Origin of the sequence: Vibrio nereis NBRC 15637, assembly GCF_001591105.1 — a bacterium.
Classification (GTDB): domain Bacteria; phylum Pseudomonadota; class Gammaproteobacteria; order Enterobacterales; family Vibrionaceae; genus Vibrio; species Vibrio nereis.
In genome coordinates this window covers 1-26,064 of sequence record NZ_BCUD01000002.1, presented here as the reverse complement: position 1 = coordinate 26,064, position 26,064 = coordinate 1, and the positions used below count along the sequence as shown (strand labels likewise).

General features: G+C 46.2%; 26 protein-coding genes. 16 read left to right on the top strand and 10 right to left on the bottom strand.

What is annotated here, in order from left to right:
• The first annotated feature begins 36 nt into the window (after positions 1-36).
• Together choW and choV are read left to right on the top strand one after the other, a co-directional pair.
• Entirely contained in the window at positions 37-879 is an 843-nt protein-coding gene (gene choW / locus VNE01S_RS02995) for a choline ABC transporter permease subunit (protein WP_053395890.1), read from the top strand.
• Between the two features lie 2 nt (positions 880-881).
• Positions 882-2,069 (top strand): choline ABC transporter ATP-binding protein, encoded by a 1,188-nt coding sequence (choV, locus tag VNE01S_RS02990; protein WP_053395889.1) that lies wholly within the window; start codon positions 882-884, stop codon positions 2,067-2,069.
• A 24-nt stretch (positions 2,070-2,093) separates the two neighbouring features.
• Here choV and VNE01S_RS02985 read toward each other — a convergent pair whose 3' ends face one another.
• Positions 2,094-2,939 (bottom strand): tetratricopeptide repeat protein, encoded by an 846-nt coding sequence (locus tag VNE01S_RS02985; protein ID WP_053395888.1) that lies wholly within the window; start codon positions 2,937-2,939, stop codon positions 2,094-2,096.
• Between the two features lie 313 nt (positions 2,940-3,252).
• Here VNE01S_RS02985 and ectA point away from each other — a divergent pair, with 313 nt between their 5' ends.
• From ectA to VNE01S_RS02965, 4 genes are all read left to right on the top strand, one after another.
• Positions 3,253-3,795 (top strand): diaminobutyrate acetyltransferase, encoded by a 543-nt coding sequence (gene ectA / locus VNE01S_RS02980; protein WP_053395887.1) that lies wholly within the window; start codon positions 3,253-3,255, stop codon positions 3,793-3,795.
• A 24-nt stretch (positions 3,796-3,819) separates the two neighbouring features.
• Complete coding sequence (gene ectB / locus VNE01S_RS02975) at positions 3,820-5,085, top strand: diaminobutyrate--2-oxoglutarate transaminase (RefSeq protein WP_053395886.1); 1,266 nt, start codon at positions 3,820-3,822, stop codon at positions 5,083-5,085.
• A 14-nt stretch (positions 5,086-5,099) separates the two neighbouring features.
• A complete protein-coding gene (locus VNE01S_RS02970) occupies positions 5,100-5,486 on the top strand; it encodes an ectoine synthase (RefSeq protein WP_053395885.1) in 387 nt (128 codons plus the stop codon).
• An 87-nt stretch (positions 5,487-5,573) separates the two neighbouring features.
• Positions 5,574-6,995 (top strand): aspartate kinase, encoded by a 1,422-nt coding sequence (locus VNE01S_RS02965; RefSeq protein WP_053395884.1) that lies wholly within the window; start codon positions 5,574-5,576, stop codon positions 6,993-6,995.
• Positions 6,996-7,072: 77 nt separating this feature from the next.
• Here VNE01S_RS02965 and VNE01S_RS02960 read toward each other — a convergent pair whose 3' ends face one another.
• A complete protein-coding gene (locus VNE01S_RS02960) occupies positions 7,073-7,993 on the bottom strand; it encodes a polyprenyl-phosphate transporter (protein ID WP_053395883.1) in 921 nt (306 codons plus the stop codon).
• A 688-nt stretch (positions 7,994-8,681) separates the two neighbouring features.
• Here VNE01S_RS02960 and gltS point away from each other — a divergent pair.
• Positions 8,682-9,908, top strand: a complete 1,227-nt coding sequence (gene gltS / locus VNE01S_RS02950; RefSeq protein ID WP_053395881.1) for a sodium/glutamate symporter — start codon at positions 8,682-8,684, stop codon at positions 9,906-9,908.
• Between the two features lie 52 nt (positions 9,909-9,960).
• Here the strand turns inward: gltS and VNE01S_RS02945 are convergent, their stop codons facing one another.
• Positions 9,961-10,710, bottom strand: coding sequence for a flagellar brake protein (locus VNE01S_RS02945; RefSeq protein WP_053395880.1), 750 nt, complete (start codon positions 10,708-10,710; stop codon positions 9,961-9,963).
• Positions 10,711-10,870: 160 nt separating this feature from the next.
• Between VNE01S_RS02945 and VNE01S_RS02940 the strand changes: the two genes are divergently transcribed.
• The 3 genes from VNE01S_RS02940 to VNE01S_RS02930 all read left to right on the top strand — a co-directional run bounded on the left by VNE01S_RS02940 (position 10,871) and on the right by VNE01S_RS02930 (position 13,011).
• Positions 10,871-11,149, top strand: a complete 279-nt coding sequence (locus VNE01S_RS02940; RefSeq protein WP_053395879.1) for a GNAT family N-acetyltransferase — start codon at positions 10,871-10,873, stop codon at positions 11,147-11,149.
• Positions 11,150-11,215: 66 nt separating this feature from the next.
• Positions 11,216-11,935 carry an SIMPL domain-containing protein gene (locus VNE01S_RS02935; RefSeq protein WP_053395878.1) on the top strand — a complete coding sequence of 240 codons (720 nt, stop codon included), beginning with the start codon at positions 11,216-11,218 and terminating at the stop codon, positions 11,933-11,935.
• Positions 11,936-12,039: 104 nt separating this feature from the next.
• Entirely contained in the window at positions 12,040-13,011 is a 972-nt protein-coding gene (locus VNE01S_RS02930; protein ID WP_053396138.1) for a phosphotransferase, read from the top strand.
• An 18-nt stretch (positions 13,012-13,029) separates the two neighbouring features.
• Here the strand turns inward: VNE01S_RS02930 and VNE01S_RS02925 are convergent, their stop codons facing one another.
• Entirely contained in the window at positions 13,030-13,521 is a 492-nt protein-coding gene (locus VNE01S_RS02925; RefSeq protein WP_053395877.1) for a GNAT family N-acetyltransferase, read from the bottom strand.
• A 194-nt stretch (positions 13,522-13,715) separates the two neighbouring features.
• On the opposite strand from VNE01S_RS02925, the gene VNE01S_RS02920 reads away from it, so the two are divergent.
• The gene (locus tag VNE01S_RS02920; RefSeq protein ID WP_053395876.1) at positions 13,716-14,894 is read left to right on the top strand and encodes an MFS transporter; all 1,179 of its coding nucleotides are present in this window, start codon (positions 13,716-13,718) and stop codon (positions 14,892-14,894) included.
• Here VNE01S_RS02920 and VNE01S_RS02915 read toward each other — a convergent pair.
• Positions 14,880-15,803, bottom strand: coding sequence for a LysR family transcriptional regulator (locus VNE01S_RS02915; protein WP_053395875.1), 924 nt, complete (start codon positions 15,801-15,803; stop codon positions 14,880-14,882). The two genes, VNE01S_RS02920 and VNE01S_RS02915, sit on opposite strands and share 15 nt — an antisense overlap.
• A 94-nt stretch (positions 15,804-15,897) precedes the next feature.
• Here VNE01S_RS02915 and VNE01S_RS02910 point away from each other — a divergent pair, with 94 nt between their 5' ends.
• The gene (locus VNE01S_RS02910) at positions 15,898-16,803 is read left to right on the top strand and encodes a DMT family transporter (protein ID WP_053395874.1); all 906 of its coding nucleotides are present in this window, start codon (positions 15,898-15,900) and stop codon (positions 16,801-16,803) included.
• Positions 16,804-16,862: 59 nt separating this feature from the next.
• On the top strand, positions 16,863-17,861 hold the full coding sequence (locus VNE01S_RS02905; RefSeq protein WP_053395873.1) for a succinylglutamate desuccinylase/aspartoacylase family protein: 999 nt from the start codon (positions 16,863-16,865) through the stop codon (positions 17,859-17,861).
• 48 nt (positions 17,862-17,909) lie between these two features.
• Here the strand turns inward: VNE01S_RS02905 and VNE01S_RS02900 are convergent, their stop codons facing one another.
• The 3 genes from VNE01S_RS02900 to norR all read right to left on the bottom strand — a co-directional run bounded on the left by VNE01S_RS02900 (position 17,910) and on the right by norR (position 22,390).
• Positions 17,910-18,944, bottom strand: a complete 1,035-nt coding sequence (locus VNE01S_RS02900) for a hybrid-cluster NAD(P)-dependent oxidoreductase (protein ID WP_053395872.1) — start codon at positions 18,942-18,944, stop codon at positions 17,910-17,912.
• A gap of 61 nt (positions 18,945-19,005) precedes the next feature.
• Positions 19,006-20,667 (bottom strand): hydroxylamine reductase, encoded by a 1,662-nt coding sequence (hcp, locus tag VNE01S_RS02895; RefSeq protein ID WP_053395871.1) that lies wholly within the window; start codon positions 20,665-20,667, stop codon positions 19,006-19,008.
• 193 nt (positions 20,668-20,860) lie between these two features.
• Positions 20,861-22,390 carry a nitric oxide reductase transcriptional regulator NorR gene (gene norR, locus VNE01S_RS02890; RefSeq protein ID WP_053395870.1) on the bottom strand — a complete coding sequence of 510 codons (1,530 nt, stop codon included), beginning with the start codon at positions 22,388-22,390 and terminating at the stop codon, positions 20,861-20,863.
• Between the two features lie 237 nt (positions 22,391-22,627).
• On the opposite strand from norR, the gene VNE01S_RS02885 reads away from it, so the two are divergent.
• The 3 genes from VNE01S_RS02885 to VNE01S_RS02875 all read left to right on the top strand — a co-directional run bounded on the left by VNE01S_RS02885 (position 22,628) and on the right by VNE01S_RS02875 (position 24,163).
• Positions 22,628-23,356, top strand: coding sequence for a sulfite exporter TauE/SafE family protein (locus VNE01S_RS02885; RefSeq protein WP_053395869.1), 729 nt, complete (start codon positions 22,628-22,630; stop codon positions 23,354-23,356).
• A gap of 64 nt (positions 23,357-23,420) precedes the next feature.
• Complete coding sequence (locus tag VNE01S_RS02880; RefSeq protein ID WP_053395868.1) at positions 23,421-23,714, top strand: antibiotic biosynthesis monooxygenase family protein; 294 nt, start codon at positions 23,421-23,423, stop codon at positions 23,712-23,714.
• A gap of 20 nt (positions 23,715-23,734) precedes the next feature.
• Positions 23,735-24,163, top strand: coding sequence for a YccF domain-containing protein (locus tag VNE01S_RS02875; RefSeq protein ID WP_082331700.1), 429 nt, complete (start codon positions 23,735-23,737; stop codon positions 24,161-24,163).
• A 72-nt stretch (positions 24,164-24,235) separates the two neighbouring features.
• Here VNE01S_RS02875 and VNE01S_RS02870 read toward each other — a convergent pair whose 3' ends face one another.
• Entirely contained in the window at positions 24,236-25,009 is a 774-nt protein-coding gene (locus VNE01S_RS02870) for an ABC transporter substrate-binding protein (protein ID WP_053395867.1), read from the bottom strand.
• Between the two features lie 14 nt (positions 25,010-25,023).
• The coding region (gene hisC, locus VNE01S_RS02865) for a histidinol-phosphate transaminase (protein WP_245649865.1) at positions 25,024-26,064 on the bottom strand (1,041 nt) is incomplete at its 5' end.

The following is a 26,064-nucleotide window of genomic DNA, read 5'->3' as shown; positions in this document are numbered from 1 at the left end:
GCGATTTTGGCTCGCCCAACAAAATAAAGGTGTATTGTGAATTTTATTACAGACAACAAAATCCCCTTAGGTCAATGGATGGAAACGGGCGTAGATTGGTTGACGACCAATGCCTCCGGTTTGTTTGACGCGATTTCCATTTTTCTCGAAACCATCATTCTTTTTGTTGTAGACATTTTTAAGTGGATGCCACCGGCGATGCCTATTTTGCTGACAGCGGCGATTGCATGGTATTTGCACCGTAGCATTCCACTGGTGCTGTTTATTGTCGCGGCTCTATTGGCCATTTTAAACCTTGGATACTGGCAGGAGATGCTGGAAACCTTTGTCTTAGTCTTTGCGGCGACAACGATTTCCGTATTAATTGGCGTACCACTTGGAATAATGGCAGCGCATCGTCCTTGGTTGTACACGCTGCTAAGACCCATTCTCGATCTGATGCAGACAGTACCGACCTTCGTTTATCTGATTCCGACCTTGGTTTTGTTTGGTTTGGGGATTGTTCCGGGGCTTATATCGACCATCATTTTTGCTATCGCAGCACCAATCCGTCTCACCTACCTGGGTATCATTAAAGTGCCGGAAGAGTTGATTGAAGCAGGTAAAGCGTTTGGTGCTAACCGTATGAAGCTGTTGTTCAGAGTGGAGCTTCCTGCTGCGATGCCAAGCATTATGGCGGGTGTGACTCAGTGCATTATGTTGTCGCTTTCTATGGTGGTCATTGCCGCACTAGTCGGCGCGGATGGTCTAGGTAAACCTGTTGTTCGTGCGTTGAACACTGTGAACATCTCTCAAGGCTTCGAAGCCGGACTGGCGATTGTGCTTGTCGCGATCATCCTCGATCGCCTATGTAAAACACCTAACCAGAAGGAAGCATAACCATGGACGCAATTACGATTAAAAACCTTGATGTGGTGTTTGGTGACCAGCAACAAAAAGCGTTGGAATTACTCGACCAGGGCAAAACGCGTCAGCAAATTATTGATGAAGCAGGACAAGTCGTGGGCGTGGATAATGTGAGCATGAGCGTTAAAGAGGGCGAGATCTGTGTATTGATGGGGCTTTCAGGTTCAGGAAAGTCGAGCTTGCTAAGAGCGGTAAATGGTTTGAATACCATCTCGCGTGGCGCGCTTGAAATCAAAGACGGCGAGCAGAAAGTTGATCTGGCTAACTGTGACGAAACCACGCTGCGCCATTTGCGCACTCATCGCATCTCAATGGTGTTTCAAAAATTCGCCTTAATGCCTTGGTTGAGCGTGCTCGATAACGTCGCGTTTGGTCTAGAGATGCAAGGCATGCCCAAAGCTGAGCGTCGAGAGAAAGCCAAGCAGCAGCTTGATATGGTCGGGCTCACCGAATGGGCGGACAAGTTTCCGCATGAGCTTTCTGGTGGTATGCAGCAGCGTGTGGGTTTGGCGCGCGCCTTCGCAATGGATACTGATATCTTGCTTATGGATGAGCCGTTTTCCGCGCTCGACCCACTTATTCGCGCTCAGTTGCAAGACGAGCTGATTGTGTTGCAAGAAAAGCTTAATAAGACCATTTTGTTTGTCAGTCATGACCTCGATGAAGCATTAAAAATCGGCAATAACATCGCGATTATGGAATCGGGAAAACTTATCCAGCACGGTAAACCAGAGCAGATCGTGTTGCAGCCAGAAACCGAATACGTGCGTGATTTTGTCGCTCATACCAACCCGCTTAACGTATTGAAAGGGCGCTCTTTAATGCAGCCAGTGAACGAGCTGAAGCAGCAGCAGGACAGGCTGGAAGTGTGTTCAGTTAAGCAAGTGTGGGTTGAGCAGACCTTGGCTGACGTTAAGTTGGTTGAAGGAGAAGACCTTAAACTGGTTGACTGGCAAGCAGGCCAGCTTGATATCAATGATATTGACCAAAATACGATAGTGGTCGCAAGCCCTGAAATAGGCATGAGAGAAGCAATAGAGCTTAAGCAGCGTAGTGGTCAGCCAATTCTGCTAGTGGAAGATGGAAAATTAGTTGGGGTACTCAATGACAGTAATTTTTATGACGCATTGTTAGGTAATTACAATGCTCCGCAAGCCGCGTAAGCTTGCGGAGCAAAATGGGAAGCCCTATTGATGCTCGGCATGCAGTAACATATCGAAGCGAGGGTTCCCATGCAGCCCTTCTAAATCAGGCTCGGTGTTGATCAAGTCTCGGATAGAAGGGCTCGCCTCAATGGCGCGTTCCAAGTCTTCTATCGCTTGCTCTTCTACGCCAAGGCGAGAGTATGCACATGCACGTTGGTAGAGCGCAGGACCATTGGTGTTGTCTAGATCGAGTACTCGGTTACATAAACTGAGGGCCCAGTGGTACTCATTGATCTCCATCGCGGCATCGGCTTTGTACGTCAGCGCCTCTAAATCACCTGGTCGGATACCCAAAATCTCATCGTAGACATCGATTCGCTGTTCCGGCGTTGGCATACTCTGCGCGCGCAGCCATAAGTTGTGGATTTCGTTGATCTTCTCGATCTCTTTGTTGTTCTCACTGATGATGCGTGTCTTGCGCTTCAAATCTCGCTCAAGCACGCTGAATTTCTTCTCGTACTCTTTGGCAATCGCGTCAAGACGCTTGTCAGCCATCTCTCTAGTATTACTCTTGAATTCATTCAAAGATTGCCAGCCAACAAAGGCAATTAACGAAGCGACACCTGCAATGATATAGAAAAAGTACGTTACCGTGACGTTGGCGTAGTTGAGTGATTTGTCGGCAACGGAAAGCTCACGATCGGTGATTTGAATGACCAGTTTTCTCTCTAAATCTTGCTGTTCTTGGCGCAAAGCTTTGAGCTCATCCAGTATGTACCTTTCCATTAAAGGTCGGTCAAGTAAGTCACTTTCTGAGTATGAGTTTTGCTCAGCAAATGTCGGCTGAATAAAGCTAAACAGCCCCAGAAGAACTATCAAAATGCGCATATTTAGTATTCCGGTTAAATCATTGTTTTCTAGTAGGAACAACTTAACAAATAAGTGAGCGTGTGAGTATGACTAATAAGCGCGAATTGCATTTCTAACACGAAAATGACCCACAACCAGATGGCCTTTTACTCTGTTTACAGCAATAAATTTAAAGCTCAATAAATTAGAGGTCTAACTATTTTTATGTGTATTATGGGTTAATTTTGTGATCTTTGTCACATTAATTGGGGTATCTATTGATTTGTTTGGTTCGTTTAGGGCGATAATAAAATGGAAATTTGTTTAGAGTTCAAAGGAAATGTTTTTGCACATGATTACATCAGCGCCTTGGGTGATGTATCCCGAAATCGGTGAGACCCCAAGTAAAAAATGGATTTTTCGTGAACCGAGCAGAGCGGATGGAGGCAAAATCTTCAGTTTAATCGCAGATTGTCCGCCATTAGATGTTAACTCTTCGTACTGCAACTTTCTTCAAGCAGCTCATTTCAGCAACACCTGCATTATTGCAGAGCAAGACAAAGACATCGCGGGTTTTATCTCAAGCTATAAAAAACCCAGTGATCCAGACGTGTTATTTGTTTGGCAAGTTGCGGTTTCCCCCCGCTATCGTGGCAAAGGTCTAGCATACAAAATGTTGGACCAATTAATCCAACGCCAGTCACTGCAAGGTGTCGAAGCAGTAGAAACGACCATCACTAAAGATAACGATGCATCATGGTCGTTGTTCAAAAAGCTAGATTCCAACCATGGTAATCGTGGTGAAGTTAGCACTTTCTTGGACGAAGAAACTCATTTCAAAGGAACGCATGATACAGAGTATTTGTATCGCATCCCTTTAAATAATCCTCAATAAAAAGGAGCCATTACGGTCTTTCACATGGATATTTTTAAAAAACAAGAATCCAAAGTACGTTCATATTCAAACAGTTTTCCAGTGGTATTCAAAAAAGCAAAAGGTTGCTGGCTAGAAACTGAACAAGGCGAACGTTACCTAGACTTTCTTGCAGGTGCCGGTTCTCTTAACTACGGGCACAACAACCCGGTTCTTAAGCAGGCACTGCTTGAGTACATTGAATCAGACGGCATCACACATGGATTGGATATGCATTCCGACGCAAAAGCAGTGTTTCTAAAATCATTGCAGCGTTACATCCTTGCTCCACGAGACCTAGAATACAAAGTCCAGTTTACTGGCCCAACGGGCACCAACGCTGTAGAAGCGGCGCTAAAACTTGCGCGTAAAGTAACTGGCCGCAGCAACATCGTTGCTTTCACAAACGGTTTCCACGGTTGTACAGCAGGTGCGCTGGCAGCGACGGGTAACCAACATCACCGTGGTGGTAACGGTGCACCGCTTAGCAATGTAACCCGTATTCCATTTGACGGTTACGCGAACATTGATGGTTTGGCATTCTTTGAAACCATGCTCTCTGACAATTCAAGCGGTATGGATAAGCCTGCAGCCGTTTTACTTGAGACGGTACAGGGCGAAGGTGGCTTGAACGTTGCGTCAAACGAGTGGTTACAGCGTCTAAGCAAGATCTGTAAAGCGAACGATATTTTGCTGATTGTCGATGACATCCAAGCGGGTTGTGGTCGTACAGGTACTTTCTTCAGCTTCGAGCCAGCGGGTATTAAGCCAGACATGGTGACGCTATCGAAATCTATTGGTGGTTATGGTTTACCAATGGCGGTTGTACTGCTTAAGCCTGAATTGGACCAATGGAAACCAGGTGAACACAACGGTACGTTCCGCGGGAACAACCACGCGTTTGTGACAGCGGCTAAAGCACTTGAAATTTATTGGGCTGATGACCAGTTCGAAACACATATCGGTCAATGTTCAGAGACGGTTTCAAATACGATTCAGCGTTTAGTTAAGCGTTACCCTGAATTGTTTGTTCAGCAGAAAGGTCGCGGCATGATGATCGGCATCGAGTGTCGAAATGGTGATTTGTCTGATGAGATTGCTAAGACATGTTTCGAGAATGGAATGGTCATCGAAACGGCGGGTCCTGACGACGAAATCGTTAAGTTTTTCTGTCCATTAACGATCACAGACCAAGAGCTAGAGCAAGGCATGAGCATCTTTGAAAATGCAGTGGAAAGCGTTGCGAGCAAATACTTTAAAAAAGCATCATAACAAGGAAGAAAAAGATGATTGTTAGAACACTAGATGAGTGTCGAGACAGTGAGCGTAGAGTAGTATCTGAGACATGGGAAAGTGTCCGTATGTTGTTGAAAGATGACAAAATGGGTTTTTCTTTCCACATCACTACCATTTATGAGAACACGGAAACGCATATTCACTACCAAAACCACTTAGAGTCGGTTTACTGCATGAGTGGTGAAGGTGAAATCGAAGTGGTTGGCGGTGAAACGTACCCAATCAAACCGGGCACCCTATATATCCTCGATAAGCATGACGAGCATTATCTACGTGCTTATAAAGATAAAGAAATGGTCATGGCTTGCGTATTCAACCCACCAATCACGGGCGCAGAAGTGCACGATGAAAACGGTGTCTACCCTCTGGTTGACTGACAGAGCGGCATATTAAGTGGGGCATTGCGCCCCGCTATCTCAAATTTTCCTCACTCCCATGTCATAAAATAATCGAGGTTATCTAACATGACTTATACCGTAGAAAAAATCGGCGGTACCTCAATGACAGCATTTGATGCTGTACTAGAAAACATCATCCTACGTCCAGAAGAGCACTACAAACGCGTGTTTGTGGTGTCTGCATACGGCGGTATTACCGATGCGCTACTGGAGTGCAAAAAGACCAGTAAGCCAGGCGTCTACCAGCTGATTGCTAAACGGGATGAGAAATGGCGAGAGGCTCTGGACTATGTTGAGAAGCGCATGCTGTTGACCAATGAAAACATCTTTGCTGACCCAATGAATCGTATGCGAGCTGATAAGTTTATTCGCTCTCGCATTTCAGAAGCGAAGAACTGTGTCACTAACATTATGGAAACCTGCCAATACGGTCAGTTTTCACTAAGGCAGTACCTGCCACAAATCCGTGAGTTTTTATCATCGCTTGGTGAATCTCACAGTGCGTTCAATACCGCGCTAAAACTTAAAAATATGGGTGTGAATGCTAAGTTTGTTGATTTGTCTGGCTGGGATACACAAACACCCAAAAACTTAGATGAAACCATTCAAGATGCGTTTGCTGGCATCGATATGGACAATGAATTGCCGATCGTGACAGGTTACGCTTATTGTAAAGAAGGTCTGATGACGACCTACGATCGCGGCTACAGTGAAATGACATTCAGCCGTATTGCCTCGATCACGAATGCTGATTTAGCGATTATCCATAAAGAATATCACTTAAGCTCTGCGGACCCGCGCGTGGTTGGCCCAGATAAAGTACTGCCAATCGGGTATACCAATTATGATGTTGCAGACCAGCTAGCTAACTTAGGTATGGAAGCCATCCATCCGAATGCGGCTGCAGGCTTGCGCGAAAGCGGGATTGAGTTGCAGATCAAGAATACCTTTGAACCGGAGCATCAGGGTACGTTGATCTCTAATCAATATAAGCCGGATGAAGACAGAGTAGAAATCATTGCGGGTAAAGAAAAAGTGTTTGCCCTGCATGTGTTTGATCAAGCAATGGTCGGTCAGGTTGATAACGTCAGCTGTGAATTAATGGAAATCATCTCTGATGCACGCGTGAATTTGATCGGTAAAGAGATGAACGCGAACTCCATTACGTATTACCTCGGCGGCAGTACAGAAAGCTTGAATAAAGTGCTTTATAAAGCGGAAAAGCGTTATCCGAAAGCATCGATCAAAGGCCGCATGGTGGCATTGATTTCAGCAATAGGCTCTCAAATTGATACGAACAAAGCCCTAGCTCAGGGCGTGTTATCGCTGATGAAGAGCGGCATAACGCCGGTGGCGTTGCACTCATCCATCCGTAATGTAAACGTGCAGTTTGTGGTGAGCGACAAAGAATATCAGAAGGCGATTTGCGCGCTTCATGAAGAGTTGTTTGCTAAACAAGATCATACCGTGATCGAAGAAGTGGCTTAGCGTCCTTCTCCTCAAATCAACGCAATTAAAAAAGGCGATACCGAGAGGTATCGCCTTTTGTTTTTCTTGGCGTTTACTTATATATCGCGGTTTTCGGCGAATTTTTCTAACCCCAGTACAAGCCCAATCGCGCACAGCATCAAGACTATCGCAATGCCTAACTGAGCAGGCTGTGAAGTGACAGCTTCAAAATCAAACGGTGATAGATTCTCTTGTAGCAGTGGAACCTGCTCTCCTTTCGAGTTGGTGCGCCAGGTAAGTGTTTCTTTCCAAGGCCAGATCTTAGGTAGCGTACCTAACATCAAACCCGTTAAAAATACTAAAGTGAAATCTCGGAAGTGACGTAGCAGCCAAGATAAAAGGTGTGAGAACGTCAGTAATCCGATCACACAGCCTGACAGAAACAGTGTCAGGATATTTACATCAAATGCTTTTACTGCACCTAATACTGGGGCGTACATGCCAATTAACAGCAGAATAAAGCTGCCCGAAATGCCCGGTAGGATCATGGCGCAAATGGCGATTGAGCCAGCAAGTAGAACGTTTAGGCTGCTTGGTTCCATATGTAGTGGTTTCAGCACAGTAATGCTGTAAGCAAAGGCGACGCCTAGCAGTAGAAATACAAAGCGGCTAATGTTGCGTTGCTCGATTTGCTTCAGCATGTGAAAAACAGACACTAAGATAAGGCCGAAGAAGAAAGACCACAGAGGAATAGGGTGGGTTACCAGCAACCACGAGATCAGTTTAGCCAGCGTCGCAATACTGAAAAAAATGCCACCAAACAATGAAATGAGGAAAAAACCATTGATGTGGTTAAAGGCTCCTTTGAAGCCGTTTTGCTTCCAAATGCCGACTAAACTTGGATTTACACGTCTGATGCTTTCTAGCAACGTGTCGTAGATGCCTGTAATGAAGGCGATGGTACCGCCTGATACGCCGGGTACTACATCGGCAGCCCCCATCGCTATCCCTTTGAGAAACGTCGTAAAATAATTCATGTTAACTGGTGGATAAATTTAGGTGGTACGAGTATATCGACTCTTTGGCGTAAAAAATATCGCAAAAGTGAAAATGACAATCTTGTTTATAAGAATATAGTTTTATATTGTTTTGCGACTCGTTTGCAAAATGCAATTTCAATTTGCGGTTTGGAAATGGGGAATAGTTGAATATGGCGATTTTTTCCACAAAAATGCCCCAAAAAAGTTGGCACGCATACTGCATTATAAATACTGACCCTTTTAAGCCGAGGGTCACCTAGCCAACTGACGTTGTTAGTGAATGCTTTTTGTTCACACAAAATATAAGCCAATCGCCCTTTTTGCGATTGGCTATTTTTTTGCCTTCGATCCGCGTTACATCCACAATTCGCCCTAATATGAGTGATTTAAATTGCTTTTGGCTTTTTTTATCTAGCCCACGATTTTGGTGCTTGAACTCGACAAAGTGGCAAAAATCCATTAATAATGTCCGCCTTCTTCGCACAAGCCAGTGTTTCGTTCTGGTTTTACTGTTGAAATGGAGTGGGATACCCCGCTGTAGAGAGGAAACTTTTCAATAGAGAAATTTTTACTAATCGCACAGGAAAGCCGTTTTTGAAATTTGCGATGCTTAGTCCTGTTGCTGAGCCAATAGTGGGCTCTTAACTCATTAGGGAAGATGAGTGACACATAATAAAGAGGTTTTATGAATCAAGTAATTTCAATTGGACCGCTAGAATCTTTCTTAGTCGCCATCAGTGTTCTATTCTTAGGTCACTTCATCAACTCCAAGCTACCTATTCTAAAAAAATTCAACATTCCTGAACCCATTGTTGGTGGTTTGATCGTCGCTGTTGGTATTACCATGATGCACTTTAATGGCATCGACCTAGAGTTTTCTTTACCGCTGCAGAACGTGTTTATGTTGATGTTCTTTAGCACGGTAGGTTTGGCTGCCAACTACACCCAGCTTATGAAGGGTGGCGCTAAGGTGTTTTTGTTTCTTGCGATTGCTTCGTTTTACATCATCATCCAAAACGGGGTGGGGGTGTCTATGGCCAGCGCATTAGGGCTTGATCCACTGATGGGCTTGATTGCAGGCTCGATTACACTGTCTGGTGGGCACGGCACTGGCGCGGCTTGGTCTCAAACGTTTTCCGAAAACTATGGTTTAACTAACACGCTAGAAATCGCGATGGCATCGGCCACGTTCGGTTTGATTATCGGCGGTATTATTGGTAGCCCGGTCGCCCAAAAGTTAATCGACAAGAATAGCTTTGAATCGGAATATGGCCGAGGGACACAAACCCACCAAAAATTCCCTGAAGTGATCACGTACAACGAGTATGAAGAAGACAAAGTGACGGCGAAGAAAGTCATTGAGGTACTCTTTATACTGCTAATTTGTGTCACGGGCGCTAAGTACTTAGAGCAGTGGGTAAGTAGCTTCGAAATTAGTTGGCTGATGATTCCAGATTTTGTCTACGCACTGTTTATCGGCGTATTTATCACCAACGTGCTAGAGGTAACAAAGCTGCATAAAGTGAATGCAGAAACGGTAGATATTTTGGGTACGGTGTCGCTATCACTGTTCTTAGCGATGGCACTGATGAGCTTAAAGCTTTGGAATATCTTCGATTTAGCGATTCCATTCTTAACGATACTGGCTGTTCAGTCCGTGGTACTGGGTATTTTTGCTTACTTTGTTACGTTTAAGGTCATGGGCTCTAACTATGATGCCGCTGTGATGGCTGGTGGACACTGTGGCTTTGGCTTAGGTGCGACCCCGACAGCTGTAATGAACATGGGATCGTTAGTGAACAAGTTTGGTCCTTCTCCTCAAGCATTTATGGTGGTACCTATCGTCGGTGCTTTCTTTATCGATATCGTGAACCTAATCATCCTGCAAGGATACATTTCGTTTATCGGTTAGATAACAGAAAACCATAAACAATGCCCTGCTCACTCAGCAGGGCATTTTTGTATCACTCTTGGCGTAGCGTAAGCTTTGTGCCATTAAACTTAAGATGGCTAAGCAGGGTTTTAGCGTTACTCTTGCCGGGTTCATTGAATTGAACACCATATTTAGAATACTGATTAGAACGCTGAAGATTACACACTTTGCCAAACAGTGGGTCAAAAGTAACTTGTTTCCCTAGACCCGTTTTGATTTGAACGATCAGGGCAACTTTGTCACCGACTTGAAAGGGGCGACTTAACGGCGCAGTAATAAATCTGCATCCACTCTTTGATAGGTCGCGTATTTCGCAATCGAGCTTCGTCTCATTCATCGCAACCTTAGCGTTCAGGTTAACGTCAAAGCGCGGTTCTTTACGCAGTTGAGAGACTTGCATCGTCTTGGGTATGGAGAGCATCACCATCGGAATAGGCTCTTTGACGATATACTGCAACTGACTACGAAATTGAATCACTGCCCCTTCACCACGCGGAGAAATCGCTCTGACGGTGCTCCAGAACCCTTCCTGGAAATAGAAGTTAAGATCATTGTCAGACACTTTCGGCAGCTCGGCCAAAATAATGCTGTCTGAATGTGTACCAATAAAAGCCGTTTTACACCTAAATGTCATCCCTACTGGGGTGGTAATACCCATAGTAAACTCGCCACCGTGCTCAATCATGGCCAGTGCGTCTAGGCTATTCACTGTGGCAATATTTCTCTCTTTACTTAACGCGCGTACGTTATTGTCCTTATTATCTACCGCTTGGGTATTCATCTAGTCTCCGTGTGTGCCACGTGTTATGTTTTTCTAACGGGTAGTTGTATCGATGAGGTTAATCATTCATACAACTTTGATTTTATGTACGCATGACTATTTGTTCAAATAGCAAATTCAAGGATTTGTTTGAGCTGCGTATCATTTTTGGGAGCAGAGTATGTCTCATAACTTATATTTTGAACCAGAAAAATCGCAATTTCGTGTTCATTTAGAGTCTGAGCTCTACGCAGTGGTAAAGTTTAAAGTAGAAGATGGTGTATATGCCATAACTTCCACACATATTCCTGAACAATTAAGAGGTAAAGGTTACGGTAAAGTTATGATGGAAGCCGTATTACCTGAGCTGGAACAAATGGGTGTTAAAGTGAAACCAGTTTGTAGTTACGTGATCCACTATCTTGAGCGCAACCCTCAGTGGGCACATTTGAAAGCGTGACTTGGTTATTTGCCTGACGGGTTAACTTGCTTTAGGAATTCCACTTGAATGAAACAAGGAGAAAAAATGGAGCGATTTTCAAATAAGGCGGTATTGTGGCTCGGTTTGAGTCTAATACTCGGCCTAGGTTTATTGGGATTTTTCATTCAGCAAACTGCGGTTAAATATAAGGCTTATGAGCGCGTTGTCACCGTCAAAGGGCTGTCTGAGCGAGAATACGCCGCTGATACGGTGATTTGGCCGATAAAGTTTACTGTTGCGAGTAACGATACGAGCGCAATGTTTGATGATATCGAGCAACAAACGCGGCTGATTAGAGACTTTCTGACGGCTAAGGGGTTAGAAGCTGACAATATTTCCCTTTCCTCTCCGGCGGTCATTGACAAAAAAGCTCAGCAATATGGCGGCGAGCAAAATATGCCATTTCGTTACTTGGCTTCGCGAACGGTAACGGTATACAGCGAGAATGTAGATGTTGTCAGGGGAGCCATTGAAGAGATAGGGAAGTTGGGTAAACAAGGGGTGATCCTCAATCAAGACCCATACTCGAATCGTGTGGAGTACAGTTTCACTAAGCTCAATGACGTTAAACCTGATATGGTTGAAGAAGCAACGAAAAATGCTCGTGAAGTTGCTGAGAAGTTTGCCAAAGACTCGCAAAGTTCTTTAGGGAAGATTAAGTGGGCGACACAAGGCCAGTTCTCTATTTATGATCGCGACAGTAATACACCGCACATTAAAAAAGTCCGTGTGGTTTCTACCGTACAGTACTATTTGTCGGATTAAAATCGCGTAGTAGAGTATTGTAGGTGGCGTACTGCCGCCTACACCTCTCTATGTGTTACATTACCTTCCATTTCAACCAACAGCAGTATCGCTTGAAACTGAACATGGAATTAGATCACTATTTATCTGTTATCAATAAACTTGGCTTAAATACAATTCTTCGAGCCGAAAAGTTGCAAGTATTGTGGGGCGGCTACGGTGAACTGGTGCGACTGTTTGTTGATGACACTAGTATCGTAATTAAGCATGTCCGCCTACCGAAACCAGAATCACACCCGCGAGGTTGGAATACGGACTTATCTCACCAGCGTAAGCTAAAATCTTATCAAGTTGAGCTTTACTGGTATCAAAACTATGCCAGCCAAATGAACAGTGAAAGCCCAGTGCCAAATGCTTTACTCGTGGAGCAGAAGCCCAATGAGTGGCTGCTGGTGATGGAAGATCTTCACCAGCGCGGTTTTACTCAGGTGTGTAAAAAGGCGACTAAAACACACCTTGGCGCATGTTTGCGTTGGCTGGCGTATTTTCATGCCCAGCATATACAGAATAAAGGCGAAGGGATTTGGCCAAGTGGCACATACTGGCATCTTGAGACACGACCAGATGAATTTGACGCTTTGACCGATCTGCCGTTAAAAACTATGGCTGAAAAGATCGACTCTGTGCTTAAACACGCGCCGTACCAAACCTTAGTCCATGGTGATGCTAAGCTAGCGAACTTTTGTTTTACGGAAAGTGGAGAGCAAGCCGCTGCAGTAGACTTTCAGTACGTAGGTAAAGGGTGCGCGATGAAGGATGTGGCGCTATTTATGAGTAGCGCGGTAGAACCTGAGTACTGCACGCAGATGGAAAGCTGGGTATTGGACGAATATTTCTCTCATCTTAGAGCTGCACTAAAGGAAATGAGACCAGATATACAAGCTGATGAGGTAGAAAAAAACTGGCGGCCATTATTTGCTATTGCATGGGCAGACTTTCAACGTTTTGTTAAAGGTTGGAGCCCAGAGCATTGGAAGATTAATGAATATACTGAAAGTTTAAAAAATAAAGCACTAAAACAATTAAAGGCTTACTAGTAGTAAGCCTTAATTTTATTATGGTTTAATACGCGCCATATAATAGGTGTTTATATACTCTCCATCACGGTAAGAGCCATATTTCGCTTCTCCTTCAATTTCAAAGCCAAATTTCTTGTAGCACGCGATCGCTTTTTCGTTGTCGCTGTTCACTTCAATTTGGATTCTTTTCACTTGTAGCCAGTTGTCGGCGAGATCAATCACGGTTTCAATCAACTTGCTGCCGATGCCCAAACCATGAAAGTCATCGTGAACACCAATTCCAAACGAGGCGCAGTGCGCGATTCTAGGTCGTTGTGAATGCTCAAAGCCAATGTTCCCGACGACGCGTCCGTCCACTTCGGCGACGAAGCTATAAACGCCTTCAGGCATGTTTTCCAGTCGTTTCGTCCACATCGCGAGAGAGGGTTTTGGCAACTGTAACGTTTCACGTTGTGCGCCAGGTTGTGAGTAGATATCACATAATGCTGCTGCATCGCTGATCTGAGTAGGACGAATGATTATTTCCATATTATTATTCTCGACTGGTTATACATAAATCCACAATAACCACTAATTTGGAAATGTTAAAGCGTTGTTTTAAATTATTTTTTTATTGATGTTTTATGACTTTAATATTCTTGATGTGTATTGAAATAAAAAGGCTGATTGTTTATTACTTATTAAGGCTATAATGTAAAAGAAAATAATAGTTGGATATATAAATGAATCAGTCAGCCAGTTGGAAAACACCCCAAAACTTTCTTTTAATTATTTCTATCGTCGTACCGATTGCCTTTTCAAGTTGGATGGCATTGTTGAATAACTTTGTTATTGAAAAGGCCAACTTTGATGGTGCCGATATCGGATTACTGCAAAGCGTGCGCGAAATTCCAGGGTTTCTTGCCTTTACCGCCGTTTTTGTCCTTTTGTTTATTCGCGAACAGCGATTTATGCTCATTGCGCTTTCCGCATTAACTTTGGGTACGGCGATCACTGGCTTTTTCCCATCACTTTTTGGTCTGCTGTTTACCACCTTGTTAATGTCGACAGGCTTTCACTACTTTGAAACGCTCAAACAGTCACTCTCGCTGCAATGGTTGTCAAAAGATGAAGCGCCAGAAATGCTGGGTAAATTCATTTCGTTTGGTGCGCTCGCCTCGTTATGTACCTATGGCGCGTTGTGGGTGTGTCTGGAAGTGCTCAAGATGGACTTCAAATGGGTGTATCTGAGCTTTGGCGGTGTGGGTTTTCTGTTGGTATTGTGGATGACGTTTGCCTTCCCACAATTTAAATCGGAAGTACCACAAAACAAAAAGCTGGTATTAAGAAAGCGTTACTGGCTTTACTACGCGCTGACGTTTATGAGTGGCGCGCGTCGTCAGATCTTTACCGTATTCGCGGGTTTCTTGATGGTGGAAAAGTTTGGTTATTCCGCCGCCGATATCACCATGCTGTTTTTGATCAACTACTCGTTCAACTTCCTGTTTGCGAAAAAAATTGGTCGTTTTATCGGTAAGGTGGGTGAGCGTAAAGCGTTGATGTTCGAATACACTGGCTTGATTTGTGTCTTTGTCGGTTATGCGTTGGTGGAGTCTGCGGAATGGGCGGCGACTTTGTACGTGGTGGATCATCTGTTCTTCGCCTTAGCACTGGCGATTAAGACCTACTTCCAAAAAATCGCTGACCCGGCTGATATGGCATCGACCGCTGGGGTGGCCTTTACTATTAACCACATTGCGGCAGTCTTCATCCCAGTCTCGTTTGGTTTGATTTGGTTGGTATCACCGGCAGCGGTATTTTACATTGGCGCAGCGATGGCGTGCATATCTTTTGCATTGTCGATGAATATTCCAGCACAACCTGACGAAGGTAACGAAGTGCGCGTTTTAAGATGGAGCTAAGCTAACCAATCGGCTTTGTAGAAAGTCGATAAATACCTTAATCTGGCTCGGGATGTATTTTGATTGTGCATACTGAGCCACAACTTGCCCTTGATAACGTCCTAACAAACGCCATTCTGGCAACAGTTCGACCGCTTCACCTGACTCAATATAATCGCGAATCGCGAACTCTGGTAACACGGTTACTCCCATCCCACGTAGCATCGCTTCTCGGCGTAACTCACTATGGTTGGCGGCGAAACTGCCGCGAATACCAATCGACAGTTTTTCTTTGTGCCGCAAAAACTCCCAGATACAGTCTTTTGGGTCTTCACCTAAGCGGATGCAATTGTGCTCGGTTAGCTCGCTCGGGTGGGTAAGCTCACCGTGTTGCGCGAGATAGCTTGGGCTGGCGCACAACACTAACTTACTACTGCCTAGCGGTTTAGCGATCAGCCCCGCCACTGGAGATTCGGTGATATGGATAATGACGTCGACTTCATCGCCGATTGGGTCAATGTAATGGTCGGCGACTTTCAGTTGCAGCTCAACTTGAGGGTACGTGGCGCTGAAATCGAGGATGTGCGGCATCAAGACTTGTCTCGACCACGCTTTTGGTGCAGCGACTCGCAGCGAACCAGAGACCGTCGCTTTGTCGACCTGAGCCGCGGATACCGCCAGCTTCGCCGCACTAAGCATATCGCGACAAAGGTTAAAGACTTGCTGACCGGTGGCACTTAAGCGCATCTGGCGCGTGGTGCGTTCAAGTAGTTTCTCTTCCAGCGCCCCCTCTAACCGTGCAATTGAGCGGCTTATTGAGGACGGAGCAACGCCGAGCTTCGTGGCTGCCGCGGAGAAGCTTCCTGATTCCACCACCTGCACGAAAACCGCCATCTCAGATAATAAAGGGATGAGCTTATTTGTATCCATAGTGCAATTATCCTTTGCGTAATGGCTATATTGTTTCGACATGGTTACTTATAGATACTGCTTAAGTCAATATGTAAGCCAAAAGGAGACGGCGATGACCACGGCAGAGAGTTCATATTTAAGGAGAGGATTTCGCCTACCGATAACCGAAGGGCTGTTATTGTTGGTGGCGGTATTTTGGGGAACCAGTTATGGGCTCACCAAAAGTGCGTTGCTGTATACCAGCGTTTTGGTGTTTATTGCGATTCGTTTCTCAATCACTTTTTTATCCATCTTACCTGTGGTGATTCGAGATTTTCGTCGAGGTCTGAATCAAGACTGGTTAATAGCGATACCGACTGGCTTGATTCTCTCGGCGATTTTTTTATGCGAAGTGTTCGGGGTGTCGCAAACCTCGGCGTCTAATGCGGCTTTTTTGATCAGCTTAAGCGTGATTCTAACGGCGTTTGCGGAGTTGGTGATCAATAAAAAGCGTGTGAGTAATACCTTGTTAGTACTCGCGCTATGCAGTGTTATCGGTGTATTGCTGCTGACCAGCAAACAAGGTTTTGAGTTGTCGTTAAATCGCGGTGACTATTTGATCCTTACCGCCGCACTATTGAGGGCGTTGATGGTCACGTCAACCAAGCGCTTTACCGAGGGCAAAAGGATAACAACCTCGACGCTGACCTGTTTTCAGTCATTAGTGGTCGCGCTGGTAGCATTGGTTGCGGCGTGGGGCTATTTGCCGAGTACACAATTTGTGTTGCCAGTAGAGCAAGAGTTTTGGTTGATCGTCGCCTATCTGGTGCTGTTTTGTACCTTGTTTGCTTTCTACGTGCAGAATTACGCGGTGAGAAAAACATCACCAACGCGAGTTTCGTTATTGATGGGTAGCGAGCCGTTGTTTGGCGCTCTGTTTGCCATGTTGTGGCTGCAAGAGTCATTATCGGCGCTGCAATTGGTGGGAGGAGGGTTAATTCTTGTGAGCGTAGTTGTTACATCTGTTCGTGAAAATTAACATCGCTAAGATTATACTGGATGGTCATTCGGTCGAGCCCGCAAGCAATGGAGATGTCAATGACCAAACCCCTCAACGAGTGCATTATGCCAATGTACCCGACCATCCAAGCTTTGGATGTGAATACGTTAAACGCCGGAGAACATAAGTTCTGGTTTGCCGTTGCAACCGACGCGATTGGCCACCCACAAACCTTGCCTGTCAGAGTGTTCAAAGGGGCAAAAGAGGGGAAACGTTTTGTGATTACCGCGGGCGTCCATGGTGACGAGCAAAACGGCATCCTGACCGCGCAACGCTTAGCGCGCGAGTTGGTGGGTAAAGAGATCGCTGGCGTAGTGACGATTGTACCAACGGTGAACTTGTCGGGGATTGCCCGTCATAGTCGTGACTTTCATTCTGCAGCGCCAGACAGCTCTTCTGCCAACTTAAACCGTGTATTTCCCGGCAGCCCAACTGGTGACGATGCCAGTCGTTACGCCAACAGCTTGTGGGAGAATTTACTCAAACCCAACGCGGACCTAGCGATTGATCTTCATTCTCAAACCAGCGGCTCTGCGTATCCGCTTTATGCGTTTGCCGACTACCGATTGGAAGACGCGATTCGCATGGCAAGATTGATCAATCCCGATGTGATTCTCAACGACCCGGGCGACCCTGGGATTCTTGAAACCGTCTACAACCGAGCGGGGATCGCTTCTATTACCATCGAAGTCGGTATCGGGCGTTACACCGACCTAGAGATGGTCGACAGAGCGACACGCGGCGTGCTCAATATTCTGAAAGCCTATGAGGTGATTGCTGGCAGTGTCGATTCTGCGCCTGCTCCTTGCGTGGAAGGTAACGAGATTGTCAGCGTACGTGCGAGCCAAGGCGGATTTGTGATTTGCCACGTTGAATTGATGGACCGTGTGAGCGAAGGACAAACACTGGCAACGCAATACAACAGCTTTGGTGATGAAGTTGAAACTTATTGTTCGCCAATTGATGGCACAGTGATCAGCCACAATGTGGAATCGGTTAGAGCGCCGGGTTCGCTGGTGGTGAGATTAATTCGCTAATCGACGAGTAAATAAAAAGCGCCGATTTATATTGGCGCTTTTTTGTGTCTAGGTGAGTGACACTTCGACGTCACTTTGTATCTGGCTTGAACAGGCGAGCGTATAACCTTGCGCCAGCTCTTCTTCAGTCAGAGTTTCCGTACTGGTTCGGCTCACTTCGCCTTTGGTCACTTTGCACTTACAAGAGCCACACATGCCGCTGCGACAGGCGATAATGATCGGCACACCATTTTCTTCCAACACATCGGCAAGCGTAGCGCCTTGTTCGACCTGCGTAGCAACGCCAAAGGCGGGAACTTCAAACTGTACCACACCACCGCCGCTGTTTTCCGTATGAGCTTCAATCGGTGTAAAACTCTCTTGATGGAATTCAGATGGCTCAACGCCAAGCGATAGAGCATTTTGCTCCATATCCTGCATAAACTGGGTTGGACCACACAGATAAACGGTGCGTTCGCTTAAGTCAGGGCAGAGTGCGCGAAGCCACTCTTGGTCCAAACGTCCTTGAGGATGCTCTGTGCCAGCATTGTCTTTGAGTAGCAGACGCAAATGGAAGTTGGGATAAAGCGAATGCAATGTCTCGAGTTCATCGAAATAAATCGCCTGTGTGCTGCTTTTCGCCATATGGATAAAGGTAATGTCGATGTCTGCTTGTTCTTTTAACCAGGTCTTCGCCATCGACATCACTGGCGTAATACCACAACCTGCGCTGAGTAGCGCGACTTTGGACTTTGGCGCGCAATCCACGGCGTTAAACGGCCCCGTTGGTGCTAAGACGGAGACATTGTCACCAATGTTGAAGTGGTCGATCATGTGGTTCGATACCAAACCGCCATCAACGCGTTTAACCGTCAGTTGCAGATAGTGTTCTGCCGGCGTCGAGCTGATCGAGTAGGCGCGATATTCCATCTTGCCAGCCAGTTCAAACCCCAATGAAACAAACTGTCCCGGTTTAAAATCGAATGTGAGTGTAGCATCGGATTGGGTGCTCGCTAGCTTAAAACTAAAGGTATCAGAAGTTTCCTGCCACTTGTCGATGCAGCGCAGCGTCGTCGGCTGATTATTTTGCCATTCATTAATCATGGAGTTCTCTCATACAAAAGTGCCCAGCCAAAAATTTGGCCAGGCAAAGGACAGCAGGGATTTAAGCTGCAAGGATGGTTTTTAGATCGTCTTCAACGTTGCCGATACTGCGCATATCGAACTTATCTTGGATGATCTTAATTAGGTTATCAGTCAAGAACGCAGGCGCGGTAGGGCCGGTGTAAATGCCTTTTACGCCCAGTGCAAACAGCGTTAGCAGGATTACGATGGCTTTTTGTTCGAACCAAGACAGAACCAGCGTTAACGGTAGTTCATTGATGTCGCAGTCAAACTCTTTTGATAGCGCAAGAGCCAATTGGATTGCTGAGTAAGCGTCGTTACACTGGCCTACATCTAACAGGCGAGGGATGCCGTTGATATCGCCAAACTGGTTTTTGTTGAAGCGGAACTTACCACACGCCAGCGTTAGGATCAGCGTGTCATCAGGTGCACTTGCAGTAAAGTCGGTGTAGTAGCTACGTTCAGATTTATCACCATCGCAACCGCCGACAAGGAAGAAGTGTTTGATGTTACCTGCTTTCACTTGCTCAACCACCGCAGGTGCCGCGCTCATCAGTGCATTACGACCAAAACCAACCGTGATCATCTGTTCGATCTCGTTGTGTTGGAAGCCCGGCTGTGCCAACGCACATTCGATCACTTGGCTGAAATCGTCACCTTCAATGTGTGCCACACCCGGCCAACCTACGATGCTACGAGTGAACAAGCGATCTGCGTATTGGCCGACATTTGGGTTCAGCAAGCAGTTTGACGTCATCACAATCGCGCCAGGGAAGTTGGCGAACTCCTTCTGTTGGTTTTGCCATGCGCTGCCGTAGTTGCCCACTAGGTGCGGGTATTTCTTAAGCTCAGGGTAACCGTGTGCTGGTAGCATTTCGCCGTTGGTGTAGACGTTGATGCCTTTACCTTCGGTTTGCTGAAGGATTTTCTCTAGGTCGTGCAAGTCGTGGCCAGAAACCAGAATGCACTTGCCCTGAACGGTTTTTACGTTTACTTGAGTTGGCTCTGGGTGACCAAAGGTTTTGGTTTCACCGTGATCGAGCATTTCCATGACTTTGTAGTTCATCAGACCGATTTGCATCGAGCAATCTAGTAGTGCGCCTAGGTCTTCTGGGTCTGTGCCTAACCAAGCCATGATTTGGTGGTATTCAGCGTAAATGTCGTTGTTGGTTTGTTCCAATACGCGTGCATGCTCCATGTAAGCTGCTGCACCTTTTAGACCGTACAGACACAGTAGGCGTAGGCCGATTACGTCTTCGCTAATGCTTTGGTAGCCGCGGTTTACTGCCACTTGAGGCGCGAATGCGAGAATTTCTTCAGCGCTTTGCGGTAGCTCGAAGTCTGCGACGGCAGGGATGTTGTCGATGCTGGTGTCCGTCAGTTTAGCGGCAGCAAGAGTTTGTTCTTTTAAGCGCGCTTTGAAAGTCGCCGCTTGCGCAGACAATTCAAGAATTCGCTCAGGGTCAAAGTTAACATTGGTTAATGTAGAGAAGAACGCTCTTGGCGCCCATTGGTTGACTTCGTCGTCAACAATATCAAAGCGCAGCGCTTGTTCTGCCCAGTAAGAAACACCTTGTAGGGTGTAAACCAGTACGTCTTGTAGGTCGGATACTTCAGAAGTTTTACCACACATGCCTTGTGCGAACGAGCAGCCTTTAACAGTAGGGGTTTGAATAGTCTGTTCACATTGAATACAGAACATTGCGCTTCTCCAATAACAGTGAGTTCTTTATTTGCGGTCGAGCCGCTTCTCTTTTCGATGCCACTGTTAGAGCAGATTGCGTGCCAATAGTTAATTTTATGAATTTAAAGGGTTTTATCTTATTTTTATCATGCATACGATGTAAAAAAGACAACTATTGCGTTGTCTTTTTTACATCAAAAATACTTAAGGGTTAGTTTGAAAGGTCGAACTTTTTACCCATGCGATACAGGTTGCCTCGATCCATTTGTAGAAATTCTGCCGCTTTTGACCAAGTTCCGTTCGATTTTTCAAGCGCATAAACAATCAAATCTTTCTGATAGTTCTCAACCAGCGAGCGCATACCGTGGCTGTTATCCGGAAAATACTTGGATGTATTTTTGACATCTTGCTTGGTTAGGCTGCTATCAAAATGACTGACTTTGATGATCTGTTGCTGTTCTTGAATCGCTCGCAATGCCGCACGGGTTAAGGTGTGTTCCAGTTCGCGCACGTTGCCCGGCCAAGGCTGTTTTTCTAGCAAAGTGAGTGACTTAGAATGTAAGTGCAGATTCGGGATATTGAATTGGCTACGAACTTTTTCCAGCAAGTAGCCCGCCAGTACTGGAATGTCACCTTCGCGTTTACGCAGTGGTGGCACCGAGATGGGGAACACGTTGAGGCGGTGGAATAGATCGGCGCGAAACTGACCCTGCTCGACCTCTCGTTCCAGTGAGCGGTTGGTCGCTGCGATAATACGCACGTTGACCAACAGGTGTTGGTCGCTACCGACGCGTTGTAGTTCACCTTGTTGAATCACGCGCAGCAATTTAGCCTGCAGGACCAAAGGCAATTCGCCGACTTCATCGAGGAAAATCGTTCCGCCGTCTGCCAGCTCAAACTTACCCGCGCGGTGGCTGTTTGCGCCAGTAAATGCACCTTTAACGTGGCCAAACAGTTCGCTTTCCGCGAGCCCTTCTGGCAGTGCGGCGCAGTTGACATAAATCATCGCTTTATCGCAGCGACTGGATTGGGCGTGGACGCTGTGCGCGACCAGTTCTTTACCAACCCCCGTTTCTCCAGTGATCAGTACCGCGTAATCAGACTTGGCGACGGTTTCAATATTATTGCGCAGTTGCTGGATCTGCGGGCTTAAGCCAACCATCTCACCTTGCTTGGAACGTGCTTGTTGGATCAAAGCTTGAGTAACGTTCTTTTGTTTTTTGTTCTGCGCTTTTAATGCTTTGATCTGCCCAATGTTACGTAGCGTTGCTGCGGCGAGGGCGGCGAAAGTTTCAAGGGTAACAGGTTCAATCACATCAAACGCGCCAACAGTCAGTGAATCGAGCGTCAACACGCCCACCAGTTGTCCATCAACATACAGGCTGCAACCTAAGCAGTCGTGCACATCCAATTCGGCTTCTTCGCTGAGTAACACGCCGCTGAAAGGGTCAGGCAACTCGCAGTCTGCGCCAAAGCGAACTGGTTGCTTGGATTGCATAATGGCTTCCAGTCTTGGATGCGCTTTGGGAAAAAATCGACGACCCAGAACACTGGCAGAGAGCCCCTTAACGGCGACGGGAGTGAGAAACCCGTCTTCGTCCAACACAAATAAGGCACTGGCATCACAAGGAAACACTTTATCGATGCCGTTGATGAGATGTTGGTACTGGGCTTCACTGTTCAGGTTTGAGCTAAGATTGAGTGCTATCTCAAGCAGCACGTTATTGAGATTCGGATTCATTGACTTTACTAGCGAAACAAACGTGCCAGAATCCTATCAAGCTGATGTCTTTTTTACATCGCTCGAAAGGGTATAACCGCTTTATCATTGATTGAGGTCAAATTGCCTAGCTGACTGATGCTTAAAAGGTAGCTAATAGAGATGTTAATTAAGTGTTTAATCTTGAGACGAATATTGAGCAATTTGGCCGTATTTCCATTATGATAGGTGCACAGTTTCTTAACATCTCCCTCAAATATGTTCACTGAATGGATCACTACTGAAGCATTGATTGCTGCGTTACTAGTATTTCTCGGTTCGTTTGTTCAAACCGCGATTGGCTTTGGTTTAGCCGTTGTGGCCGCGCCTCTTCTGTTTTTGATTTCGCCAGACTACGTTCCCGCACCAATTTGTTTACTCGCGTTATTTATTTCGCTGCTTAATGCGTTGAAACACAGAGATAGCGTAGAGATCGGTGGCTTGAAGATGGCGCTGATCGGTCGTGTGCCGGGATCGTTGGCGGGTGGCGTGCTGTTAGTGATGGTCTCAACGGATATGCTGGCGTTATGGCTGGGAGGACTGGTGTTGTTCGCAGTGGTGGTGAGTTTACTGCCATTTCGGATTGAGCCAACGCCAACTCGTATGACCATCGCGGGCTTCTTTTCGGGATTTTTTGGTACCAGCTCGTCGATTGGTGGGCCACCGATGGCTCTGCTGCTGCAACATCAAGAAGCGAACCAATTGCGTGGTAACCTGTCGGCGTTCTTCGTCTTCAGTTCGATCATTTCTCTTATTATTCAAATTCCAGCTGGCTTTCTGACGTGGCACCATGTTTGGATCACTATTCCGCTCTTTCCTGCGTCTTGGTTTGGGTACAAACTAGCGCGCATGACCACGCATTCATTACCCAAGGAGCAGATTCGTATGGGCGCGTTACTACTTTGTATAGTCAGCGGCGTGACCGCGGTCTGGAAAGGATTAATATAAGATGTTTATGTTATGTAATATATTCATCTTATGTAACGTGTTCATCTGGGGTTAAGGAAAACACATGATACTAGAAGTGGCGGTTTTGGATGTGAAGCCAGGTTTAGAACAACAATTTGAGCACAACTTTGATAAAGCGCAGGCGATCATTGCCTCAATGAAAGGGTATGTGTCTCATCAACTACAACATTGTATTGAAAAGCCCAGTCGCTATATTTTGTTAGTAAACTGGGAAACATTAGCCGACCACGAGCAAGGTTTTAGACAGTCGGCGGAATATCAGGAATGGAAAGCGCTTTTGCATCATTTTTATGATCCATTCCCAACTGTAGAGCACTACGAACCGGTCTACAGTTAAATTCGTTAAGGAGTAGTAAGGTGTTAAGAGTACTCGGAAATATTATTTGGTTTCTGTGTGGCGGTGTTGTCATGGGATTGATGTGGTGGCTTTTCGGTCTGCTCGCATTCGTCAGTATTGTCGGTATCCCGTGGGGACGTGCGTGTTTTGTGATGGGGAATTTCTCGTTCTTCCCGTTTGGTAAAGAGGTGATTGAGCGTGATGAACTGATGCGACGTAAAGATATTGGTACGGGCGCGTTGGGATTTATCGGTAATGTGATCTGGTTTATTCTGGCTGGCATCTGGTTAGCGATTGGTCATATTTGCTCAGCAGTGGCGTGTTTTATCACCATCATCGGTATTCCATTTGCGCTTCAACACCTAAAACTGGCGTATATCTCGCTTGCGCCGATCGGTAAAGCAGTGGTGTCTAAAGAAGAAGCGGCGATGGCGCGTTACCCTCGCTAATCGAATCAACCAAATTCAAGCTAATAAAAAAAGCCCCGTGTTGGGGCTTTTGTTGTTTTAAAAGGCTGGTAATTACAGCTCTTCACCGTAGATATCAAACGTGAAGTATTTACTTGCGATTTTATCGTATGTTCCGTTAGCGCGAATCGCTTCGATGGCTTGGTTAAACTTCTCTGCCAGTGCCTTATCTTTCTGTCTAAGCGCCAGAGCCGTACCTTCACCGATGTAAGCTTTGTCTGTCACCGCTTCGCCAACAAACTTGAAGCCTTTCCCGATGTCTTTCTCTAGGAAGGCTAGGGCCAGTTGGTCTGAGTTGCCGAATGTCGCATCCAGACGGCCGTTTTGCATATCGATGTACACTTCATCCTGCCCCGAGTAGCGCTTTATATCGGCAACGTCACCAAACATATCCGTCACGTAACGGTCGTGGATCGTACCTGTTTGTACGCCGATGACTTTATCTTTCAAGCCTTCTTTGCTGATAACCAGTTTTTGCTCGCCGTTCGCCACAAAGCGCGCAGGCGTTTGGTAATACTTGTCGGTAAACAACACACGTTTTTTACGCTCTTCAGTAATACGCATCGACGCCATGATTACGTCAGATTTGTGTGCCATCAACGCAGGAATCAATGAATCCCAGCTTTGTGAAACCCAAGTACATTCCAGCTTGGCTTCTTGGCAAAGTGCATCCGCGATTTCGATATCAAAACCCGCTGGATTGCCGCTTGCGTCCATGTAGTTAAACGGTGGATAGGTAAAATCTGAAGCCAGTCTGACCGTTTTTGCCATGCTCGGCGCAGCGAAAAGAATAGTTGAACAAGCCAGTACGCTAAGTAGTTTTTTCATAGTTAGTCCCTTATTTACTTCGATGTTGTCTGCGTTTTGTTGTAGTTACAGATAGTTTGAGCGACTTCTTGCATGCTCTGTTCTGAGCCAATAGTGATACGAACACAGTGTTTCAGACTCGGCTCATGAGCCTGATTGCGCGTCACAATTCCTTGTTCAGCTAAGTAACTAAACAGATCAACATCCGCGTGTGTACGAATTAAAACAAAGTTTGTTGCTGAAGGGTAGATGGTCTCTATCCAAGGCAGCTCTTTAATATTGTTGATAAAGCGTTGCTTGGTTTCGACAAGGGCTTGCGTGCTGGCCGCGACTTTCGCTAATCCTTGCTCACTCAATGCCTTAAGAACGATTTCAGCTGAGCTGTCAGGCATTGGGTACGGGGGAATCAGCTTCATCACGTAGTCCATCACCTCTTGCGCCGCGACGATAAATCCGCACCTTACCGCCGCCAAACCGAACGCTTTTGACAGGGTACGAATCACCACTAGATTTGGGTATTGGTCGATTAAGCTCACCACGTTCTGTGCCAGTTCGAATTCGATGTAGGCTTCGTCGACCACCACCAACGCGTCTTGCTTGGTCTGATCCAAGATCTCGATGACCTGAGCTTTATTCAGAAGTTGCCCCGTCGGGTTGTTTGGCGAACAAAGAAAAACGATGTTTGCGTGTTTCGCGGCTTTGACTACGCCGTCTACATCCAACGTAAAGTCTGGTGCGAGCAATGGTACGTCGATGGTCTCAACAGCTAGGGATTCGGCGCAAAACTCATACATCGCGTAAGTCGGTGAGCAGATCGCGATGCTGTCTGCGCCCGGTTTACAGAAAGTACGAATCAACAGGTCAATGGCTTCATCTGCGCCTCGCACCGCGAGTACAGGTTGCTGAGTTTGGCAGTATTGCTGGTATGCGCTGGCAATCTCATGTGGAAGAAAGTCTGGGTAGCGGTTGTAGTCAGATTGCTGCTCACTAAACGCGATGGATTGCTCGAGTTCGTTCGCGTTGAGCCACAGTCTTCCCGAACCTCCTATGCGACGTGCAGATTGATAAGGTATTAA